The sequence below is a fragment of the Bacteroides sp. 3_1_13 genome (assembly GCF_001185845.1).
Taxonomy (GTDB): Bacteria; Bacteroidota; Bacteroidia; order Bacteroidales; family Bacteroidaceae; genus Bacteroides; species Bacteroides xylanisolvens.
Genome location: NZ_KQ236955.1, coordinates 2,916,630 through 2,935,058 on the forward strand (window position 1 = coordinate 2,916,630; position 18,429 = coordinate 2,935,058).

Here is an 18,429-nt window from a genome sequence, read left to right on the forward strand (position 1 = left end):
TCAGGATATTCTGTGATTTTTTATTCAGAACTATCTGATTACATTTTATCTTGTTTAAGTTTTTATCTTTACCTTTGTTTCAGGTATAATCCTGAAGATGTATGAAAGAAAATAAGATCATAGTAGCAGGTATCGGTCCCGGTAGCCCGGAAGATATTACTCCAGCTGTCGTTAATGCCTTGAAAGAGTCAGATGTAGTGATTGGATATAAGTATTATTTTCAGTTTATTACCTCCTGGCTGTCGGAACAGACAGAATGTATAGATACCGGAATGAAGCGGGAGAAAGCCCGTGCAGAATTGGCTTTTGAATATGCTGAACAGGGAAAAACTGTTTGTGTCATCAGTTCCGGTGATGCGGGAATTTATGGGATGGCTCCGTTGATTTATGAAATGAAACGGGAACGGGGGAGTGAGGTCGATATCCTCGTGCTGCCCGGTATTAGTGCTTTCCAGAAAGCTGCGTCATTGCTGGGTGCTCCCATCGGTCATGATTTTTGCATTATCTCTCTGTCCGACTTGATGACTTCCTGGGAAATCATAGAAAAAAGAATCACTGCCGCTGCTACTGCCGACTTTGTAACAGCCATTTACAACCCTAAGAGTGAGGGACGTTACTGGCAGCTTTATCGTCTGAAAGAAATCTTTCAGGAATCCCGTTCACCGGAAACGCCCGTAGGTTATGTCCGTCAGGCAGGTCGGGAAGAAGAAACGGTGGTAGTGACCACCTTACAGGATTTCGATCCGGAAGAAGTGGATATGTTTACAGTAATACTGATTGGCAATTCACAAACTTATCAATTTCAGAACCGGATGGTAACTCCTCGCGGATATTATCGCGAACAGGAAAAGGGGGAAGTCGGAAAAGGACAGGAGATTATGATGAACTCTTTCCGGAAGATAGAGGAAGAGATGCAGAATAAAGAGATCGACCTTGACCGTAAGTGGGCTTTATTTCATGCCATACATACCACAGCGGATTTTGAAATGGAGAAGCTGGTATATACGGATAAGGAGGTTGTAAAGAACTTGTATGAACAGATTGCTTCCGGACGGATTAAGACGATTATCACAGATGTCACGATGGTAGCTGCCGGCATACGGAAAGGTGCTTTACAGCGTTTAGGGGTGGAAGTGAAATGTTATCTCTCCGACGAACGTGCAGTGGAACAGTCGAAGAAACGGGGAACTACCCGCTCACAGGAAGCTATTCGCCTGGCTGTAGAAAAACATCCGGATGCTCTTTTTGTATTTGGTAATGCACCTACGGCATTAATAGAACTGTGCGATCTGATTCGAAAAGGAAAAGCACACCCATCCGGGGTTATTGCCGCTCCCGTAGGATTCGTGCATGTGAAAGAGTCGAAATACATGATAAAGACATTCATGGAAGTACCGAAGATTATTGTTCAGGGCAGACGGGGAGGAAGTAATCTTGCCGCTACATTGGTGAACGCGATTTTATGTTTTGATGATGCCCGGACACTGCGCCCCGGCAGAGATGTATAGAAGAGTATAGACATTTTATATGACAGAATGCAGGAATTTCATATCATAGGAATAACAGATAGTCGCGAACTCTCTTTCAGTAAGGAGGTTCAGGCTTTGATTGCCCGTTCTCATGTCTTTTCGGGTGGAAAGAGACATCATGAAATTGTGGCGGCCATGTTACCGGAATCATCGGTTTGGATAGATATAACTGTGCCTCTTGACGCTGTGTTCGAGTGTTATGCCGGTTATCAGGAAATAGTAGTTTTTGCTTCCGGTGATCCTTTGTTTTTTGGTTTTGCCAATACGGTGATGCGTAAACTGCCCGAGGCTGTTGTCAAAGTCTATCCGTCTTTTAATTCCTTGCAGCTTTTAGCGCACAAAGCCTTGTTACCTTATCATGATATGCGGACGATTTCTCTGACTGGCAGACCGTGGAAAGCCTTGGATGAGGCTCTTATTTCCGGAGAGACATTGATTGGTTCGCTCACTGACAGAGAAAAAACACCTGCATCCATAGCTGCCCGGATGCAAGCGTACGGATATGCCAACTACCGGATGATTGTGGGTGAGCAGTTGGGGAATGAAGAGGAAACAGTGGTAGAATATAGTGTGGAGGAAGCGATGGAAAGGCATTTCAGGATGCCGAATTGTGTGATTTTAAAGCGTATTACCGTTCGTGAACGGCCGTTCGGAATTCCGGAAGAGCAGTTTGAATTGTTGGACGGGCGGGCGAATATGATAACCAAAATGCCTGTTCGTCTGCTGTCATTGAGTCTGTTCGATTTGAGAAACAGATCGGTGATGTGGGACGTGGGTTTTTGTACCGGTTCTGTTTCCATTGAGACGAAGTTGCAATTTCCTCATCTCGATATTGTTGCTTTTGAGAAAAGAGAGGCGGGGCGGCAATTGATGGAAACGAATAGTCATCGGTTTGGCTGTCCGGGAATAACGACGGTGATTGGAGATTTTTTGGATATACCGTTAGAGAAATTTCCCATGCCTGATGCTGTCTTTATTGGAGGTCATGGTGGCAAGTTGGGAGAAATGATAAAGAAAATAGCTCCTTTATTGCCTGTTGGTGGGACGCTGGTGTTTAATTCTGTATCCGAAGACAGTAGGAATCAATTTGAGAAAGCAATAGGCGATAATGGATTGAAACTTGAACAAGTGATCCGACTGACAGTAGACGAGCATAATCCCATTGATACACTGAAAGCTATAAAACGATGAAACAGACCAGTCATTTTTTAATTGGAGCCGCTTCTTCGGGGGGTGGAAAAACAACCTTTACAACAGGGTTGTTAAGACTGTTTCGTGATAGAGGACTGAATGTGCAGCCTTATAAATGTGGCCCTGATTATATTGATACGAAATATCATGAGATGGCAGCAGGTAATGCTTCCGTCAATCTCGATCTCTGGTTCTCTTCTCAAAAACATGTAAAGGAGACGTATGCAAAATACGCGGCTGCAATGGATGTATGTGTGACCGAGGGAGTGATGGGACTTTTCGACGGCTTCGAAGGAATGGAGGGAAGCAGTGCGGCTATTGCCGCCTTATTGAATATCCCTGTTGTTCTTGTAATCAATGCCAAATCAACGTCTTATACAGTAGCTCCGATTCTATATGGCTTTAAATATTTCAATCCGTCGGTGCGACTTGCCGGTGTGGTATTCAATCAGGTAGCTTCCGAACGCCATTACTCTTTTTTACAGAAAGCCTGTGAAGATGTAGGTGTAGAATGTTTCGGCTTTCTTCCTCGATTGAAAGAACTGGAAGTACCCTCCTGTCATTTGGGATTGACGTTGGATGCTTCCTATCAGTTTGATAAATTCGCTTCTGTGGTGGCGCAGGCGATTGAAGAGCATGTGGCGGTTGACCGGATTCTTGAAGTATGTAGTGTACCATTGGTTGATTATAATGCACATACCTCGATTCCATCGACAGAAATCTCCAAAGACATTCTTTTAGAAAGAAAATGGAAGATAGCAGTAGCACAGGATGCTGCATTTAATTTCATGTACCGTGAGAACTTGGCTCGTCTGAAAGAATTAGGGACAGTTACCTTTTTCAGTCCCATGAGCGATGAACATCTGCCCGATTGTGATTTAGTTTATTTGCCGGGTGGTTATCCCGAATTTTTCCTGAAAGAGCTGGAAAGTAACATAGCCATCAAGCAACAATTAAAAATGTATGTGGAAAGCGGAGGTCGTTTGCTTGCCGAATGTGGTGGGATGATGTATCTTTGTGACAGTATCCGGGGAATGGATGGAAAACAATATGCCATGGTCGGATTACTGCATCAGAGGGCTACTATGGAAAATATGAAATTAAGGCTTGGTTATCGAACCCTCCGGATAGGAGAGCAGGTATGGAAAGGACATGAGTTTCATTACTCTTCCATTGAAAAAGAACTTCCATCCATTGCGGAGGTGACAGATGCAAAAGGAAATCCTGTTTCCACTCCGCTTTATCGATATAAGAATCTGATTGCAGGCTATACACACCTCTATTGGGGTGAAATGAACTTAATGAAACTTTGGGAATGATGAGAAGAATATATACCCGTACGGGAGACAATGGAACTACCGGAATCTTTGGTGGTGAGCGTGTCGAAAAAGATGATATCAGGATTGAGGCTAACGGTACGATTGACGAACTGAATACGGTGATAGGAATAGTCCGCTCACTTCTTCCTGAACAGGATGAATGGCACGAATGGCTGTATGAAATACAGATGGAACTGATGTCATGCATGAGTCATGTGGCTACTCCATCCGTTAAAAGGGGCGAAAACCCGAATACCTTGCGTACGGATCTGACCGGTCTTCTGGAAAAAAGAATGGATACAATGAATGCCGCTATGGAAGATAATGGCTATTTTATACTACCGGGTGGTACACAAATTTCTGCACAATTGCATCATGCGCGTGTTATAGCAAGGCGTGCCGAACGGAGGCTTTGCACATTACATTGGCAGGACCCGGTGCCGCAATCTCTGCTTGAATTCATCAACCGATTATCCGACTTATTCTTTGTCATGGCACGCTATGAAATGTATCGGCAGCACTGGACTGAAGAGAAATGGAGAGCTTTCGGTTATAAGCGCAAAGCTTCAACCCCTGACCAAAGTAAATAGAAAGATGGAGAAGAAAAAACTAAATTCCTTTATGCTTGCCGGAACAGGTAGCGATGTCGGGAAAAGTATTCTGGCTGCGGCATTCTGCCGCATATTGAAGCAGGACGGATATCATCCTGCACCGTTCAAGGCCCAGAATATGGCTTTGAATTCGTATGCCACTCCCGAGGGATTGGAGATCGGCAGGGCGCAAGCTGTTCAGGCGGAAGCTGCCGGTGTTCCCTGTCATACGGATATGAATCCGTTGTTGTTGAAGCCAAGCTCCGAACATACTTCGCAGGTTGTGTTATTGGGGAAACCAATCGGTGACCGGAATGCGTATGAGTATTTCCGCAAGGAGGGAAGGGAAGAATTACGAAAAGTAGTCAATGAGTCGTATGATCGCCTCGCTACCAGATATAATCCGATAGTGATGGAGGGGGCCGGCAGTATCTCGGAAATTAATCTGCGGGACGTCGACCTGGTCAATATGCCTATGGCAAAACACGCTGGGGCAGATGTTTTTCTGGTGGCGGACATTGATCGTGGTGGTGTATTTGCCAGTGTGTATGGTTCTATTCTATTGCAGACTCCGGAAGAACGTTCATTGATTAAGGGTATTATTATCAATAAGTTTAGAGGGGATATCCGCCTGTTTGAGTCCGGAATAAAGATGATCGAAGACCTCTGCAAGGTTCCTGTGCTTGGAGTAGTGCCTTACTATAAGGGGATTTATATAGAAGAAGAGGACTCTGTGATGCTTGAGTCTAAAAACCGGGAGGCTATGGCCGGAAAAATCAATATAGCTGTGATCTTGCTGCGTCATCTGTCTAACTTTACCGATTTTAATGTGTTGGAACGGGATGAACGGGTACATTTATATTATACCAATAATGTGAATGAAATAGCGAAAGCAGATATTGTATTGTTACCCGGAAGCAAGAATACGCTGGATGATCTTTATGAATTGCGCTGTAACGGAGTAGTACAAGCTATTCTGAAAGCTCATCGGGAAGGGGCGACCATCATGGGCATCTGTGGCGGTTATCAGATGATGGGGCTGGAAGTACGCGATCCTGACGGAGTAGAGGGAAGTTTTAAATTACTCCCCGGCTTGGGGTTACTTCCTGTTATCACTACCATGCAGGGAGATAAAGTGACCCGGCAGGTGAATTTCACTTTTGATGAGTCGGATACGGTTTGTAAGGGATATGAGATACACATGGGCAGAAGCGTACCTGCCGAAGGATTCTCCCCTTCTCCTTTAAATAAACTGGAGGATGGAAGAGAGGATGGTTACCGGAATGGCCGAAAGTGTATGGGAACATATATTCATGGCATACTTGACAACCGGTCATTTATAGATTTCCTGCTCAAGCCTTATGCTGACAAACTGGAACAGCAGACCTTTGACTATGCAACATTCAAGGAAGAACAATATGATAAGTTGGCGGAACATGTGAGAAAACACATCAATATGTCGTTACTTTATAAAATATTAGAAAGAAATGATTGAGGGACACGGAGACGATCTTTATAAATACGGAAAGAAAATAGTTAGCAATTTCAGTTCAAATGTGTATAACCGGATCGATCATTCGGGACTTTACCAACGACTGAATGAGCGGCTCTCTACCATTTGCAGTTATCCCGAGCCGATGCCTTATTCTTTGGAAAGTGAAATAGCTCGGAGGTATTCGCTCACTCCCCGCCAAGTTTGTGTGACTAATGGAGCGACGGAAGCTATTTACCTGATAGCACAAGTCTTTCAAGGACGTATTTCAGCCGTGTTGGGACCAACCTTTAGCGAGTATGCGGACGCATGCCGGGTACATCGGCACAAAGTGAAGCCTTTTTATTCGTTGGATGCTTTACCGGAAGATGCGGAACTGGTATGGATCTGCAATCCGAATAATCCGACAGGTGAAGTGCGAAATAAGGAAGACCTGAAAGCATTGGTCGATTCTCATCCTGATAAATTGTTTATATTCGATCAGTCTTACGAGTATTTCACATTAAAGTCACTTCTTGGGATTAAAGAAGCCGCTTCCTTTCCAAATGTGATCCTGCTCCATTCAATGACCAAGCAATACGCGATTCCGGGACTGCGGGTAGGTTATTTTACTGCCTCCGAGGGATTGACCGATGATGTTCGTTGCCGTCGGATGCCTTGGTCTGTGAATAGCCTGGCTATTGAAGCCGCAAAATATCTTCTGGAAGAGGGAGACGGCATTTCAGCGGATATTCCGCAACTTCTGGCAGAATGTGAGCGACTGACAAACCTCCTGCTTGCCACGGGTATGTTGGAAATATGGCCAACTGATACGCACTATATGTTGATAAAACTACGTATGGGGAAAGCGGCGGCCCTTAAGGATTTTCTAGCCGTGAATCATGGAATACTCATTCGGGATGCATCCAACTTTGAGGGATTGGACGAGCGTTTCTTTCGGATTGCTACGCAAACTCCCGAAGAAAATGATAAGCTGGTGAAAGCAATCAGTGAATGGATGGAGCAGATAATGAGTTAAGATATATTTTTGTTTATGATGAGTTACTTTATCGCTATAGGAGTAGTGCTGCGTGTTTTATTGCCGGCCTGGTTGATGGATCGTCTATTCGGTGATCCGGTGTCTTTGCCTCATCCTGTCATCTGGTTCGGCAAGATGATTGCTTTCGGGGAAAAGAGACTGAATAAAGGATCTTATAAGCTATGGAAAGGAGGAATCATGTCTGTTCTGTTGATCCTGTTCGTTTATTCGGTCACCATAGGGATCGAATATGCCCTTTCTTTTTTAGGAACTCCTGCGGTGATTGGTTTTGATATAATCTGCATTTTCTTTTGTCTGGCCGGAACTACATTGATTAAAGAGGTCAGAATGGTATTTGAGGCGGTTGATCGTTCTTTGGAAGAGGGGCGTATTCAGGTTGCCCGTATTGTAGGGCGTGATACCTCCGAACTTTCTGCACAAGAAGTCAGGACTGCTGCTCTTGAAACTTTGGCGGAAAATTTGAGTGACGGAGTGATTGCTCCTCTTTTCTGGTATTTGTTGTTGGGCGTTCCGGGAATGATGGCCTACAAAATGGTGAATACGCTTGATTCCATGATTGGTTATCATAGTGATCGTTATCTTCTTTTTGGGCGTGTGGCAGCTCGTGTTGATGATGTCGCTAATTATATTCCTGCCCGTCTTACTGCTTTTCTGATGGTCTTGGCAAGTGGTCGGCTGAAACTCCTGTCATTTGTGAAGAGATATGGCAGAGAACATGCAAGTCCCAATTCCGGCTATCCGGAAGCCGCTCTTGCTGGTATCCTGAATTGTCGTTTCGGCGGTCCTCATCACTATTTTGGTCAACTTTTTACAAAGCCTTATATCGGAGTGAATGAACGTTTGCTGGACACATCCGATATGCGGATGGGAGTTGCTATCAACCGTCGTGCAGAAGAGATGATGATTGTCCTGACTGTTTGTTTACGGGCGCTCTTGATATAGAAAAATTCCTCCATAGGCAGGTACTGTCTGAAATGCTTCTTCCGGTTGAATCAACTTTGCATAAATCTGTGCGCAAATCAATACGCCGCCATGAGCAAATACTACTATATTTTCAGCCTCCTTTTGTTTGATTTCGTCTAAAAACGCGGCTACTCGTCTATATTGGTCGGCAAACGATTCTCCATTGGTTGCTTTTACATTCAAGTAATCGTCGTACCAGCACTGTAGATTCGGGTCTTTGATTTTATCAAAATACTGCATTTCCCAATCTCCGAAATTAAGTTCCAGTATTCTTGGGTCACGGATGGCATCTCCGAATCCACAATACTGTGCCAGACGGGTGCATCTGGATAGAGGACTGGTGTAAGCCATATCAAAGTGAATGGATTCGATTTTAGCTTTGGTTACGGCTGCTTCTATCTCAAATGTAGGACGTAAAGGAACGTCTGACTGACCGTAACAAAGACCTTTAGGAACGTCGACAGAGGTATGTCTGATTAGGTAAATATTCATAGGTTTACTTATTTTATATAGATAGACATCACTGCTCCCAGCCAGAAACTTATTTCGCTTAAGAGAAATAATGCACCGCAACAATCTCCGGTATATCCGTTCAGACGTCGTTTCATCATCCGGCAGATAAAGAAGAATACCAGAATGGGAAATATACACACGGGCCAGTAGCTTGGAGGAAGTAATAGGAGAGGCAGTATTCCCCCCATCGCAGACATAACGATCTCCCCCAAATTCATTCTTGTATATACTGTTCCGGATTTGCTATCTTCTTCTTTCCGTGCGTAGGGCAGGTAATTGATGATATTGGAAGAAATGAATTTGCTCCAGGTATCTCCGCTTAGTAATAAGAAAGGAGTAACTGTTAAGGGAAGTGCGACCAGTAGATTGTAAGCAAGCAGATAATAGATGATTAATCCCAAAACTCCATAGCTTCCGATATGGGAATCTTTCATGATGCGTAACGTGCTTTCCCTGTTCGTTCCACCTCCGAATCCATCGAAGAAATCGGCCAATCCATCCTCATGCAATGCTCCTGTGATAAGTAAACGTGAAGTCAGTGCCAGGATTACGGTTACTCCGTGAGGTAAAATAGTACTGGCTCCCCAGAAAATCAATGCCATCATTCCCCCGGTCAGCCAGCCACTGAAACTCCAATAACTGACAACGTGTTTGAAACACTCCTGCGGAATTTCTTTTATTTTCCAGAAAGGCAATCGTGTAAAGAATATGAGTGCGGCAAGTATCTGGTTCATCTTAGAAATATTTAGTGATAGAAGCATGAGCAAATGAATCCATCTCATTCAACATTTTCACTGCAGAATCTACAATGGGATAGGCACAAACGGAACCGCTTCCTTCTCCAAGTCTTAGTCCGAGATTGAGTAGGGGACGTGCTCCGAGATAGTCCAATAATAGCTTATGTCCGCTCTCGTCTCCCTGATGACCGAATATGGCATAGCTCATCACTTCCGGATAAAGGCGTGAAGCGGCAAGAATACAATTGGTCATAATAAATCCATCAATTAGAATAACCATTCCCAGTTCGGCAGCTTTGAGCATTGCTCCTACGGCCATTACCATTTCGTAACCTCCGAAACGGCAGAGGATTTCTTCTGTGGAATGCTCTCCCGGATATTGTTCGAGAGATCTTTTCAGAACTTCGTATTTGTGATTTATTCCCTGATGATTGAGTCCGCTTCCTGCACCTACACATTGATCTAATGGGATTCCGGTGAAGCAAGTCATCCATAGGGAAGAGGACGAAGTATTTCCGATTCCCATTTCACCGAAGCTAATGATATTGCAGCCTTCCTGGTGAGAAGTGTCCACACATTGGGCACCATGCTCCAAGCAGAGTTCCATCTCTCCAGGTGTCATGGCTGCTTCATGAAGGAAATTGCGTGTTCCTCTTCTGACTTTCATGTTAATGATGCCTTTTTCATAAGGTAAATCATAATCGACTCCTGCATCTACAATTTTAAGAGTGAAACCGTGCTGTCGGCACAGGAAGTTAATCCCTGCTCCTCCATGAAGAAAGTTGCTGATTTGTTGCCAGGTTACTTCTTTAGGAGATGGGCTGACTTTTTCTTCTACGATGCCATGATCTGCGGCAAAGATTATATTTTGAGGATGAGTTAATCGTGGAGAAAGGGATTGTTGGATCAGTCCGATTTGCAAAGCGATTTCTTCCAGTCTTCCAAGCGATCCTTTAGGCTTGGTCAGATTATTGATTTTGTCAATCAGAGCTTCTTTGATAGCTTCATCCGGCTTTTGAATATGAAACGTTTTCATGTTTATTTTATTTTTACGGGAATACCACTTGCCATGAGATATACATCGTCGGCATGCGATGCGATGTATTGATTGGTCCAACCTTGCAAGTCTGTGAATTTACGTTGCAGTTTGTTCTCGGAAACTCCCCCCCAACCAATCTCATTAGTTACAAATATGAAAGTGGCGTCCTGCTGGGTAAATTTGTCGAATTCTTTTTTGACGGCTTCCAATGAGGAGGCAACATTAGAATCAAACTCCATAAAGAAGTTAGTGCACCAAAGAGTTACACAATCTATCACTACGACTCTGCCCGCTACATTGTGACGGCTCAATTCTTTTTCTTCTTCTATATTTGTCCATTCAGGACCGCGGTTCTTTTGATGGCGTTCCACCCTTTTTCTGAATTCTTCGTCCCATATCCTGGCAGTGGCCAAGTAAACCGGTGACGTAGTAAGTTCATGCGCTTTTTTTTCCGCGAACGAACTTTTACCGGATCGTTGTCCTCCTGTGATTAATATAATCCTTTTCATTAAGTTGCTGATTGAATAATGGATGGACAAAGGTATAAAAAATAACTCTGGGATTAAACGTTTTACGTAAAAGTTATTAACTTTGTCCCGATTTGTTTTAGATCAACATAAATATCAGACTTAACTACTATTGGATATGAACGCTTGTAAGTTAGTGGGATTGCTTTTGCTGCTACTTTGGGGACATACTACTTTGTATGCTCAACAAGTGAGAACTGTGCGAGGAAGAGTGCAGACAGTGGAAGCCGGCAGTAATGAGAAGCGGGCATTACCATCTGCCAGCATTGTTATTTTGGCGAAAAGCGATTCTGCTTTTATCAAGGGAATAACAAGTGATAAGAATGGGCGTTTCGTTCTTAATTATCAACCGCAGAAGAAAAAGAAATACCTGTTAAAGGTCTCTTTTATGGGAATGCAATCTGTATACCGGGCACTGGAAGACTCTGTATTGGTGAATATCGGTACAGTGGTATTGAAAGATGATGATATTCAGATTAGTGAAGTGACGATAACGGGAAAATTGCAGGAAGTAGTGATGGAGGGAGATACTACGGTTATCAATGCTGCCGCTTTTAAAACTCGTGAAGGAGCTTATCTGGAGGATTTGGTGAAGCGTGTTCCCGGATTGGTATATAATAAGAAAGATAATTCGTTGACATACAACGGACAGCCCATCAGTGAAATCAATGTAAATGGCGAAGCCTTTTTCTCCGGAGATAAAAAGACGGCACTCGAAAATCTTCCGGCAGACCTGATTAGTAAGTTGAAAGTGTACGATAAAAAATCAAAAGAAGAAGAATTTACCGGAATTAGTTCAGGAGAAAAGAAATATGTACTTGACTTGCAGACTAAGGATGAATTGAATAAAACCTGGCTGACGAATGCCACTGTGGGATATGGAAACAATCAAAAGAAGGATTTGGAAGGGCAGGTGAATTATTTTAGCAAAGATGGAGAAAATCTTTCTTTCATAGGACGTTCCACCAACCGATATCAGAATAGCACTTACAAGGATAATATTAATAATTCGGTGGGAATGAATATGACTCATAAATTCGGAAAGAAGTTTTCTTTGACCGGAAGTATGAACTATAATCTCAATCGGAACGGAAATATTTCTTCCATGTATCAGGAGCAATATTTAACTGCTGGTAACCAATATTCTGCGTCCACTAATGAAGGTAACTCTAAAAGCCGGTCGTTCAATTCTAATATCATGGGTAGTTGGGAAGTGGATAAACGTACACGCATACATTTTAACGGTGGTTTCAGCTTTTCTCCTAACCGGAATGAAAGTAATAGCCAGAATGCTTCTTTTGACGCTCCTCCTAACGTCAATCATGAAAGCTTGTTCGATGATTTTGAATCGATTTCCCAAGATATCAAAGTAAATCGTAGTGAAAACCGGTCGCGTTCGGAAGGGCAATCGAACCGTTATAATTGGATGATGGGGATTATGAGGCGGCTGAATGAAAAAGGTACAACTTTAGGATTGAACATTCAAAGTTCGGATTCTTGGGGGGATAATGAAAGTTTTTCGCTTTCAAAAACTACTTATTTCCGTCTCAAAGATAAGCAAGGCAACGATTCATTGCTTTATCGTAACCAGTATTTGAAGTCACCCCAGAAAAATAATTCGTGGCGGGTAGGGATTAACTTCACCCAACCTATCGGTAAGAAAATGCATTTTCGTGCAGCGTATAATTGGAACACTCATTATGAACGCGATAACCGCGACACTTATGAATTGTCTTCTTTGGCGAAGTCGGATGTTTTTGGTGAGTTGCCTCCTGACTATGAAAAGGGGTATGTAGATAGTTTGAGTAATCGAAGTCATAGTCGTACTAATGGACATGATCTGAATGTAGGCTTCAATTACTCTGATGACACATGGATGGTGAATGCATCATTAGGGATTACTCCGCAAAGGCGAACCATTGAACGAAAAATGGGGAAACTGTATGCGGATACCACTGTGCATACTATCGACTTTCAGCCTATGATATGGCTGGCCTGGAAAAAGAAAGAGGCACGAATAACTTTCAATTATGACGGTAGAACCCGGCAACCTTCTTTATCGGACTTAATGCCACTTACAGATAATAGTAATCCATTATATATTACTCGAGGGAATCCGGATTTGAAGCAAATGTTTGCTCATAGTATGCGTATAAGCTTTCAACATTCTAAAAAAGGCATATCTGCGAATCTTGGAGGACAGTTGGAACAGAATAGCGTTACACAGGTAATGATATATGATGCACAGACTGGCGGACGTGAGACATATCCTGTCAATATAAACGGTAACTGGAATGTGTATGGAAGTGCTAACTGGTGGAAACGTTTAGGACATTTCTCTTTACGGTTGGATATGAACGGTAATCATAGTAATCGTGTCAGCATGATTAATGAAGATAGAAGTCTTGAGCCGGTGAAAAGTACAACGCGTGACACTGGCTTGAATTGTGAAGCGAATGTTTCTTATCAGCCTGCCTGGGGAGGTATTGACTTCTCTACTTCCTGGAATTATCAGTATTCGCTCAACTCTGTGAATGATAACAATACATATACCCGTTATTATAATTTCCGTTTGGAAGGATATGTTGATCTTCCTTTGGGCATACAATTACGAACGGATGGGGCTTATACTTTCCGTAATGGTACGAATATCCGTAAAGGAGAAGATGATGAGATGTTATGGAATGCGAGTGCTACCTGGAGATTCTTGAAAAAGAAAGAAGCAGAACTGTCTGCTTATTGGGTAGACATTTTAGGAAAGAGGAAAAGTTATAACCGTATGGCAACTTCCGACGGCTTTTATGAGTATCGTACGCAGGAAATAAAAGGGTATTTCATCGTTACTTTCAAATATAACTTTCGTTTGATGATGTGATTTTTAGAAAAAAGTCGTATGTTTGCTACAGAACCATAAAACAAAATGTACTATGAGCGGTAATTATGTTATCAACATCGGTCGGCAACTAGGTAGCGGCGGAAAAGAAATAGGAGAGAAGTTGGCAGCCCGTTTGGGGATTGACTTCTACGATAAAGAATTGATTAATCTGGCTTCTGAAGAAAGCGGGTTGTGCAAAGAATTTTTTGAAAAAGCGGATGAGAAAGCTTCGCAAGGTATTATTGGCGGATTGTTCGGCATGCGTTTCCCTTTTATCAGTGAAGGAGCTATGCCATGTAATAACTGTTTGAGTAATGATGCCCTGTTTAAAGTGCAAAGTGATGTGATTCGTCATCTGGCGGCAGAAAAATCTTGCGTCTTTGTCGGACGCTGTGCGGACTATATTCTGCGTGAACATCCCCGTTGTGCGAATGTTTTTATTTCGGCCTCTAAGGAAGATCGTATTGCGCGATTATGCGCCATGCATCATATTGATGCGGAAGCTGCAGAAGAAATGATAGAAAAAGCGGATAAGAGACGTTCGGAGTATTATAATTATTATAGTTATAAAACGTGGGGAGCAGCTGCTACTTATCACTTGTGTGTCGATTCTTCTTCTTTGGGAGTTGAAGAGACAGTTCGGTTTATAGAAGAATTTGTAGTGAAGAAACTACAGCTTATATAATAGGCGTAGAAGAAGTCTATAAGAAAAAGAAATAAAGCCGGTATATTCCATTGAAGGATATGACCGGCTTTATTATTTATAAATAAAACATGATTTACATCATCGTTAATAATATCATCTGCCCCGTCAGAATACGGAGGAACATGGATAATGGGTAAACTGTAGAATACCCTACTGCCGGAGCATCTCCGGATGTTGTTTGATTGGCATAAGCCAATGCGGGCGGGTCGGTATTACTACCGGCTATCAATCCCATCAGGGTGAAGTAGTTTACCTTATAATATAATCTTGCGATAGCACCGATTATAAGCAACGGGATAACGGTGATAAGGAAACCACAACCTACGTATAGTAATCCGTCACCTTCAACTACCGTTTGCACAAAGTTGGCTCCGGCATCTATACCGACACTGGCAAGGAAGAGCACGATACCGATTTCGCGAAGCATCAGGTTAGCGCTCATGGTTGTATAAGTCACTAAATGGAGCTTATGACCGAAACGTCCGATAAGAATAGCTACTACCAGCGGTCCGCCTGCCAAACCTAATTTCAGAGGAGTCGGCATACCGGGGAATGCTATAGGAAGGCTACCCAGGAGAATTCCTAAGAAGATACCAACGAAAATAGTCACAATGTTCGGTGTGTCCAGACGTTTTAACTGATTACCCAAAACACCTGCCACACGTTCAACTGCATCTTGCTGACCTACCACCATTACACGGTCACCTACCTGAAGTACCAGATTTGGATCGGCAAACAAGTCCATACCGGAACGGTTGATGCGGGTAACGTTCACTCCGTACATACTACGAAAATGCATAGATCCTAAAGTCTTTCCGTTGATTTCCGGTTTAGTCACCAGAATACGGCGGGAAACCATGGGAAGGTCTTGTTTCTCCCAGTCGAGTTCCACTTCTTTACCGATAAATACGGTAATTGCAGGAGCATCTTCTTCTGAACAGACAATGAATAATTGATCCCCCATATTGAATATGGTTTCATGGTTGGGGATACTTACATGACCTTCATGACGAATACGGGAACAAACGAACTGGCGGCCTAAAAATTCCTTGATTTCAATCAAAGTTTTTCCGCTGATTGATTCATTGCGTACTTCCAGACTCATCATGTGAGGTTTGTGATGTGCATCTCCACTTTGGATTTTCAGACTTTCTTCCTCTTTAGCCATATTGACACGGAAGATGTAACGGATAGCAATGATTGAACCGATAATACCTACCACGCCCAGCGGATAAGCACACGCATATCCCAGTGCGATTTGTGGACCAGTGTAATTAAGCTGGTTCAATGCTTCATTGGCGGCACCAAGTCCCGGAGTGTTTGTGACAGCTCCATAGAGGATACCTACCATCATCGGCAGTTCTACTCGGCCGTTCCAGAGGTAGTAAAGCCCCAGTGCAACGGCAATATTTAACACTACGATGCCTACAGCCAACAGGTTCAATGTCATTCCTCCTTTTTTGAAAGAAGAGAAGAAAGATGGCCCCACCTGAAGACCGATACAGAATACGAACAAGATCAATCCGAATTCACGGATGAAATGTAGGATGTGTGTATCGGCTGTGAAGCCGAAATGTCCCATTAGGATGCCGGCAAACAAAACAAATGTGACGCCCAAAGATACTCCGAATATCTTTATCTTGCCCAAATACACTCCGGCTGCCACTACAAATGCGTAGAGAAGCACGATGTGAGCTACGGAGCTGGGGTCCCACAATAAACTTTGTAACCAATCCATAATATAGCAGTTTTTATAATGTTTTTCTAAAAACGGGTGCAAAATTACTCATAACATTGGAGCAAATCAAATAAATGGAGAACTAAAAAAATAAAGAATGAAGAATTTCTATACAGATTCTATGCGAGAGTGAGAGGTGTGCGAATTTTCTATAAAAAGAAGTTTTGTTTTAACTTATTGGTTATATTTGCATGTCGAACAACAGACAATAAGAAAGAGATAGATAAAAATAAAGACAATATTAATCTTGTTTTAATTTTAGATAAACTATGGCAGACAAAAAAGAAAAACTCTTCTCAGACTTTTCTCCTGTCTCCACCGAACAATGGATGGAGAAGGTTACAGCCGACTTGAAAGGTGCTGATTTTGAGAAGAAGCTCGTTTGGAAAACAAACGAAGGGTTTAAAGTGAAACCTTTCTACCGGATGGAAGATCTGGAGGGTTTAAAAACTACTGATGCGCTTCCCGGAGAGTTCCCTTATCTGAGAGGAACTAAAAAAGACAACAATGAGTGGTTGGTTCGCCAGGAAATCAGGGTAGAATGCCCCAAAGAGGCCAATGCAAAAGCACTGGACATCTTAAATAAGGGTGTTGATTCACTATCTTTCCATGTAAAAGCAAAAGAACTCAATGCGGAATATATCGAGACGCTGTTGAATGATATTCAGGCAGAGTGCGTTGAATTAAATTTCTCAACTTGCCAGGGGCATGTTGTGGAGTTGGCTAATTTGCTGGTGGCTTATTTTCAGAAGAAAGACTATGATGTGAAGAAGCTGAAAGGCTCTATCAATTATGATTTCTTCAATAAGATGCTGACTCGCGGTAAGGAAAAAGGGGATATGGTACAGACAGCGAAAGCGTTGATCGAAGCTATCCAGCCGCTTCCTTTTTATCGTGTATTGAATGTAAATGCAATCTCATTAAACAATGCCGGAGCTTATATCTCTCAAGAGTTGGGTTATGCATTGGCTTGGGGTAATGAATACATGAATCAGTTGACTGATGCCGGTATTCCCGCTGCCGTAGTAGCTAAAAAGATAAAATTCAACTTCGGTATCAGCTCCAATTACTTCCTTGAAATTGCGAAGTTCCGTGCCGCACGTCTATTGTGGGCAAATATCGTAGCTTCTTATAAACCTGAATGTCTGCGTGATTGCGATAATAAGGGAGCTAACGGCGAATGTCGTTGTGCAGCAAAAATGGCGGTTCATGCCGAAACTTCTACTTTTAATCTTACTTTGTTTGACGCACACGTGAATTTACTTCGTACACAGACTGAAGCAATGAGTGCCGCTTTGGGTGGGGTAGATTCAATGACAGTCGTTCCGTTTGATAAGACTTATGGGACTCCGGATGAGTTATCAGAACGTCTGGCTCGCAATCAACAACTATTGCTGAAAGAAGAATCTCATTTCGATAAAGTAATTGATCCGGCTGCCGGTTCTTATTATATTGAGAACCTGACTGTATCCATTGCTAAACAAGCGTGGGAAATCTTCCTTGCTACAGAAGAAGCAGGTGGTTTCTATGCCGCATTAAAAGCTGGTACGGTTCAGGCTGCAGTAAACGAAAGCAATAAAGCTCGTCATAAAGCAGTGGCACAGCGTCGTGAAATTCTGTTGGGTACTAACCAATTCCCGAATTTCAACGAAAAAGCCGGTGACAAGAAACCTGTGGAAGGAAAATGCTGCTGTGGAGGTGACTCTCATACTTGTGAGAAAGATGTGGATACATTGGTATTCGATCGTGCAGCCAGTGAGTTTGAAGCGTTACGTCTTGAAACGGAAGCATCGGGCAAACGTCCGAAAGCGTTCATGTTGACAATTGGTAATCTGGCGATGCGTCAGGCACGTGCGCAATATTCTTGCAACTTCCTGGCTTGTGCCGGTTATGAAGTAATCGATAATCTTGGATTTGAAACAGTAGAGGCAGGAGTAGAGGCAGCGATGGCTGCGAAAGCTGATATTGTTGTCATCTGTTCCAGCGATGATGAATATGCTGAATATGCAGTTCCTGCTTTCAAGGCCTTGAATGGTCGCGCTATGTTTATCGTTGCCGGTGCTCCGGCTTGTATGGATGACTTGAAAGCCGCAGGTATCGAAAACTTCATCCATGTTCGTGTCAACGTATTGGATACCTTGAAAGAGTTTAACGCTAAACTATTGAAGTAA

General features: G+C 42.9%; 15 protein-coding genes. 10 read left to right on the top strand and 5 right to left on the bottom strand.

Annotated elements, in window-relative coordinates; genetic code table 11:
• The first annotated feature begins 101 nt into the window (after positions 1-101).
• From cobJ to cbiB, 7 genes are read left to right on the top strand one after another with little or no spacing between them, the layout of a single operon-like run.
• Complete coding sequence (cobJ, locus tag HMPREF9009_RS10620; protein WP_049702096.1) at positions 102-1,508, top strand: precorrin-3B C(17)-methyltransferase; 1,407 nt, start codon at positions 102-104, stop codon at positions 1,506-1,508.
• A 27-nt stretch (positions 1,509-1,535) separates the two neighbouring features.
• Positions 1,536-2,720 carry a bifunctional cobalt-precorrin-7 (C(5))-methyltransferase/cobalt-precorrin-6B (C(15))-methyltransferase gene (locus HMPREF9009_RS10625; RefSeq protein ID WP_049702097.1) on the top strand — a complete coding sequence of 395 codons (1,185 nt, stop codon included), beginning with the start codon at positions 1,536-1,538 and terminating at the stop codon, positions 2,718-2,720.
• Positions 2,717-4,039: a cobyrinate a,c-diamide synthase gene (locus tag HMPREF9009_RS10630; protein WP_049702098.1), complete on the top strand. Its 1,323-nt coding sequence runs from the start codon at positions 2,717-2,719 to the stop codon at positions 4,037-4,039. The genes HMPREF9009_RS10625 and HMPREF9009_RS10630 overlap by 4 nt, the downstream gene beginning before the upstream one ends.
• On the top strand, positions 4,039-4,629 hold the full coding sequence (locus tag HMPREF9009_RS10635; RefSeq protein WP_049702099.1) for a cob(I)yrinic acid a,c-diamide adenosyltransferase: 591 nt from the start codon (positions 4,039-4,041) through the stop codon (positions 4,627-4,629). The genes HMPREF9009_RS10630 and HMPREF9009_RS10635 overlap by 1 nt, the downstream gene beginning before the upstream one ends.
• Positions 4,630-4,633: 4 nt before the next feature.
• Positions 4,634-6,124 (top strand): cobyric acid synthase, encoded by a 1,491-nt coding sequence (locus tag HMPREF9009_RS10640; RefSeq protein WP_049702100.1) that lies wholly within the window; start codon positions 4,634-4,636, stop codon positions 6,122-6,124.
• Complete coding sequence (locus tag HMPREF9009_RS10645) at positions 6,117-7,139, top strand: threonine-phosphate decarboxylase (protein ID WP_049702101.1); 1,023 nt, start codon at positions 6,117-6,119, stop codon at positions 7,137-7,139. The genes HMPREF9009_RS10640 and HMPREF9009_RS10645 overlap by 8 nt, the downstream gene beginning before the upstream one ends.
• Positions 7,140-7,154: 15 nt before the next feature.
• Positions 7,155-8,102: an adenosylcobinamide-phosphate synthase CbiB gene (gene cbiB / locus HMPREF9009_RS10650; protein ID WP_049702102.1), complete on the top strand. Its 948-nt coding sequence runs from the start codon at positions 7,155-7,157 to the stop codon at positions 8,100-8,102.
• Here the strand turns inward: cbiB and cobC are convergent.
• From cobC to cobU, 4 genes are read right to left on the bottom strand one after another with little or no spacing between them, the layout of a single operon-like run.
• Complete coding sequence (cobC, locus tag HMPREF9009_RS10655; protein WP_049702103.1) at positions 8,082-8,615, bottom strand: alpha-ribazole phosphatase; 534 nt, start codon at positions 8,613-8,615, stop codon at positions 8,082-8,084. The genes cbiB and cobC overlap by 21 nt on opposite strands.
• Before the next feature lie 8 nt (positions 8,616-8,623).
• The gene (locus HMPREF9009_RS10660; protein WP_049702104.1) at positions 8,624-9,370 is read right to left on the bottom strand and encodes an adenosylcobinamide-GDP ribazoletransferase; all 747 of its coding nucleotides are present in this window, start codon (positions 9,368-9,370) and stop codon (positions 8,624-8,626) included.
• 1 nt (position 9,371) lies between these two features.
• A complete protein-coding gene (cobT, locus tag HMPREF9009_RS10665; protein WP_049702105.1) occupies positions 9,372-10,409 on the bottom strand; it encodes a nicotinate-nucleotide--dimethylbenzimidazole phosphoribosyltransferase in 1,038 nt (345 codons plus the stop codon).
• Positions 10,410-10,411: 2 nt separating this feature from the next.
• Complete coding sequence (gene cobU / locus HMPREF9009_RS10670) at positions 10,412-10,921, bottom strand: bifunctional adenosylcobinamide kinase/adenosylcobinamide-phosphate guanylyltransferase (RefSeq protein WP_008024847.1); 510 nt, start codon at positions 10,919-10,921, stop codon at positions 10,412-10,414.
• Between the two features lie 136 nt (positions 10,922-11,057).
• Between cobU and HMPREF9009_RS10675 the strand changes: the two genes are divergently transcribed.
• On the top strand, positions 11,058-13,814 hold the full coding sequence (locus HMPREF9009_RS10675) for an outer membrane beta-barrel protein (RefSeq protein WP_049702106.1): 2,757 nt from the start codon (positions 11,058-11,060) through the stop codon (positions 13,812-13,814).
• Between the two features lie 52 nt (positions 13,815-13,866).
• Positions 13,867-14,499 (top strand): cytidylate kinase-like family protein, encoded by a 633-nt coding sequence (locus HMPREF9009_RS10680; protein WP_004313556.1) that lies wholly within the window; start codon positions 13,867-13,869, stop codon positions 14,497-14,499.
• A gap of 94 nt (positions 14,500-14,593) precedes the next feature.
• Here HMPREF9009_RS10680 and HMPREF9009_RS10685 read toward each other — a convergent pair whose 3' ends face one another.
• On the bottom strand, positions 14,594-16,258 hold the full coding sequence (locus HMPREF9009_RS10685; RefSeq protein WP_008641106.1) for a putative transporter: 1,665 nt from the start codon (positions 16,256-16,258) through the stop codon (positions 14,594-14,596).
• Positions 16,259-16,527: 269 nt separating this feature from the next.
• On the opposite strand from HMPREF9009_RS10685, the gene mutA reads away from it, so the two are divergent.
• Positions 16,528-18,429 carry a methylmalonyl-CoA mutase small subunit gene (gene mutA, locus HMPREF9009_RS10690; RefSeq protein ID WP_008641109.1) on the top strand — a complete coding sequence of 634 codons (1,902 nt, stop codon included), beginning with the start codon at positions 16,528-16,530 and terminating at the stop codon, positions 18,427-18,429.

Bases quoted from the DNA above. Each gene is read 5' to 3' on its own strand.
- HMPREF9009_RS10630 (WP_049702098.1), top strand. From the start codon at position 2,717: ATGAAACAGACCAGTCATTTTTTAATTGGAGCCGCTTCTTCGGGGGGT.
- HMPREF9009_RS10660 (WP_049702104.1), bottom strand. From the start codon at position 9,370: ATGAACCAGATACTTGCCGCACTCATATTCTTTACACGATTGCCTTTC.
- mutA (WP_008641109.1), top strand. From the start codon at position 16,528: ATGGCAGACAAAAAAGAAAAACTCTTCTCAGACTTTTCTCCTGTCTCC.
- cbiB (WP_049702102.1), top strand. From the start codon at position 7,155: ATGATGAGTTACTTTATCGCTATAGGAGTAGTGCTGCGTGTTTTATTG.
- cobU (WP_008024847.1), bottom strand. From the start codon at position 10,921: ATGAAAAGGATTATATTAATCACAGGAGGACAACGATCCGGTAAAAGT.
- HMPREF9009_RS10635 (WP_049702099.1), top strand. From the start codon at position 4,039: ATGAGAAGAATATATACCCGTACGGGAGACAATGGAACTACCGGAATC.
- cobT (WP_049702105.1), bottom strand. From the start codon at position 10,409: ATGAAAACGTTTCATATTCAAAAGCCGGATGAAGCTATCAAAGAAGCT.
- HMPREF9009_RS10640 (WP_049702100.1), top strand. From the start codon at position 4,634: ATGGAGAAGAAAAAACTAAATTCCTTTATGCTTGCCGGAACAGGTAGC.
- HMPREF9009_RS10680 (WP_004313556.1), top strand. From the start codon at position 13,867: ATGAGCGGTAATTATGTTATCAACATCGGTCGGCAACTAGGTAGCGGC.
- cobC (WP_049702103.1), bottom strand. From the start codon at position 8,615: ATGAATATTTACCTAATCAGACATACCTCTGTCGACGTTCCTAAAGGT.
- HMPREF9009_RS10625 (WP_049702097.1), top strand. From the start codon at position 1,536: ATGCAGGAATTTCATATCATAGGAATAACAGATAGTCGCGAACTCTCT.
- cobJ (WP_049702096.1), top strand. From the start codon at position 102: ATGAAAGAAAATAAGATCATAGTAGCAGGTATCGGTCCCGGTAGCCCG.
- HMPREF9009_RS10645 (WP_049702101.1), top strand. From the start codon at position 6,117: ATGATTGAGGGACACGGAGACGATCTTTATAAATACGGAAAGAAAATA.
- HMPREF9009_RS10675 (WP_049702106.1), top strand. From the start codon at position 11,058: ATGAACGCTTGTAAGTTAGTGGGATTGCTTTTGCTGCTACTTTGGGGA.
- HMPREF9009_RS10685 (WP_008641106.1), bottom strand. From the start codon at position 16,258: ATGGATTGGTTACAAAGTTTATTGTGGGACCCCAGCTCCGTAGCTCAC.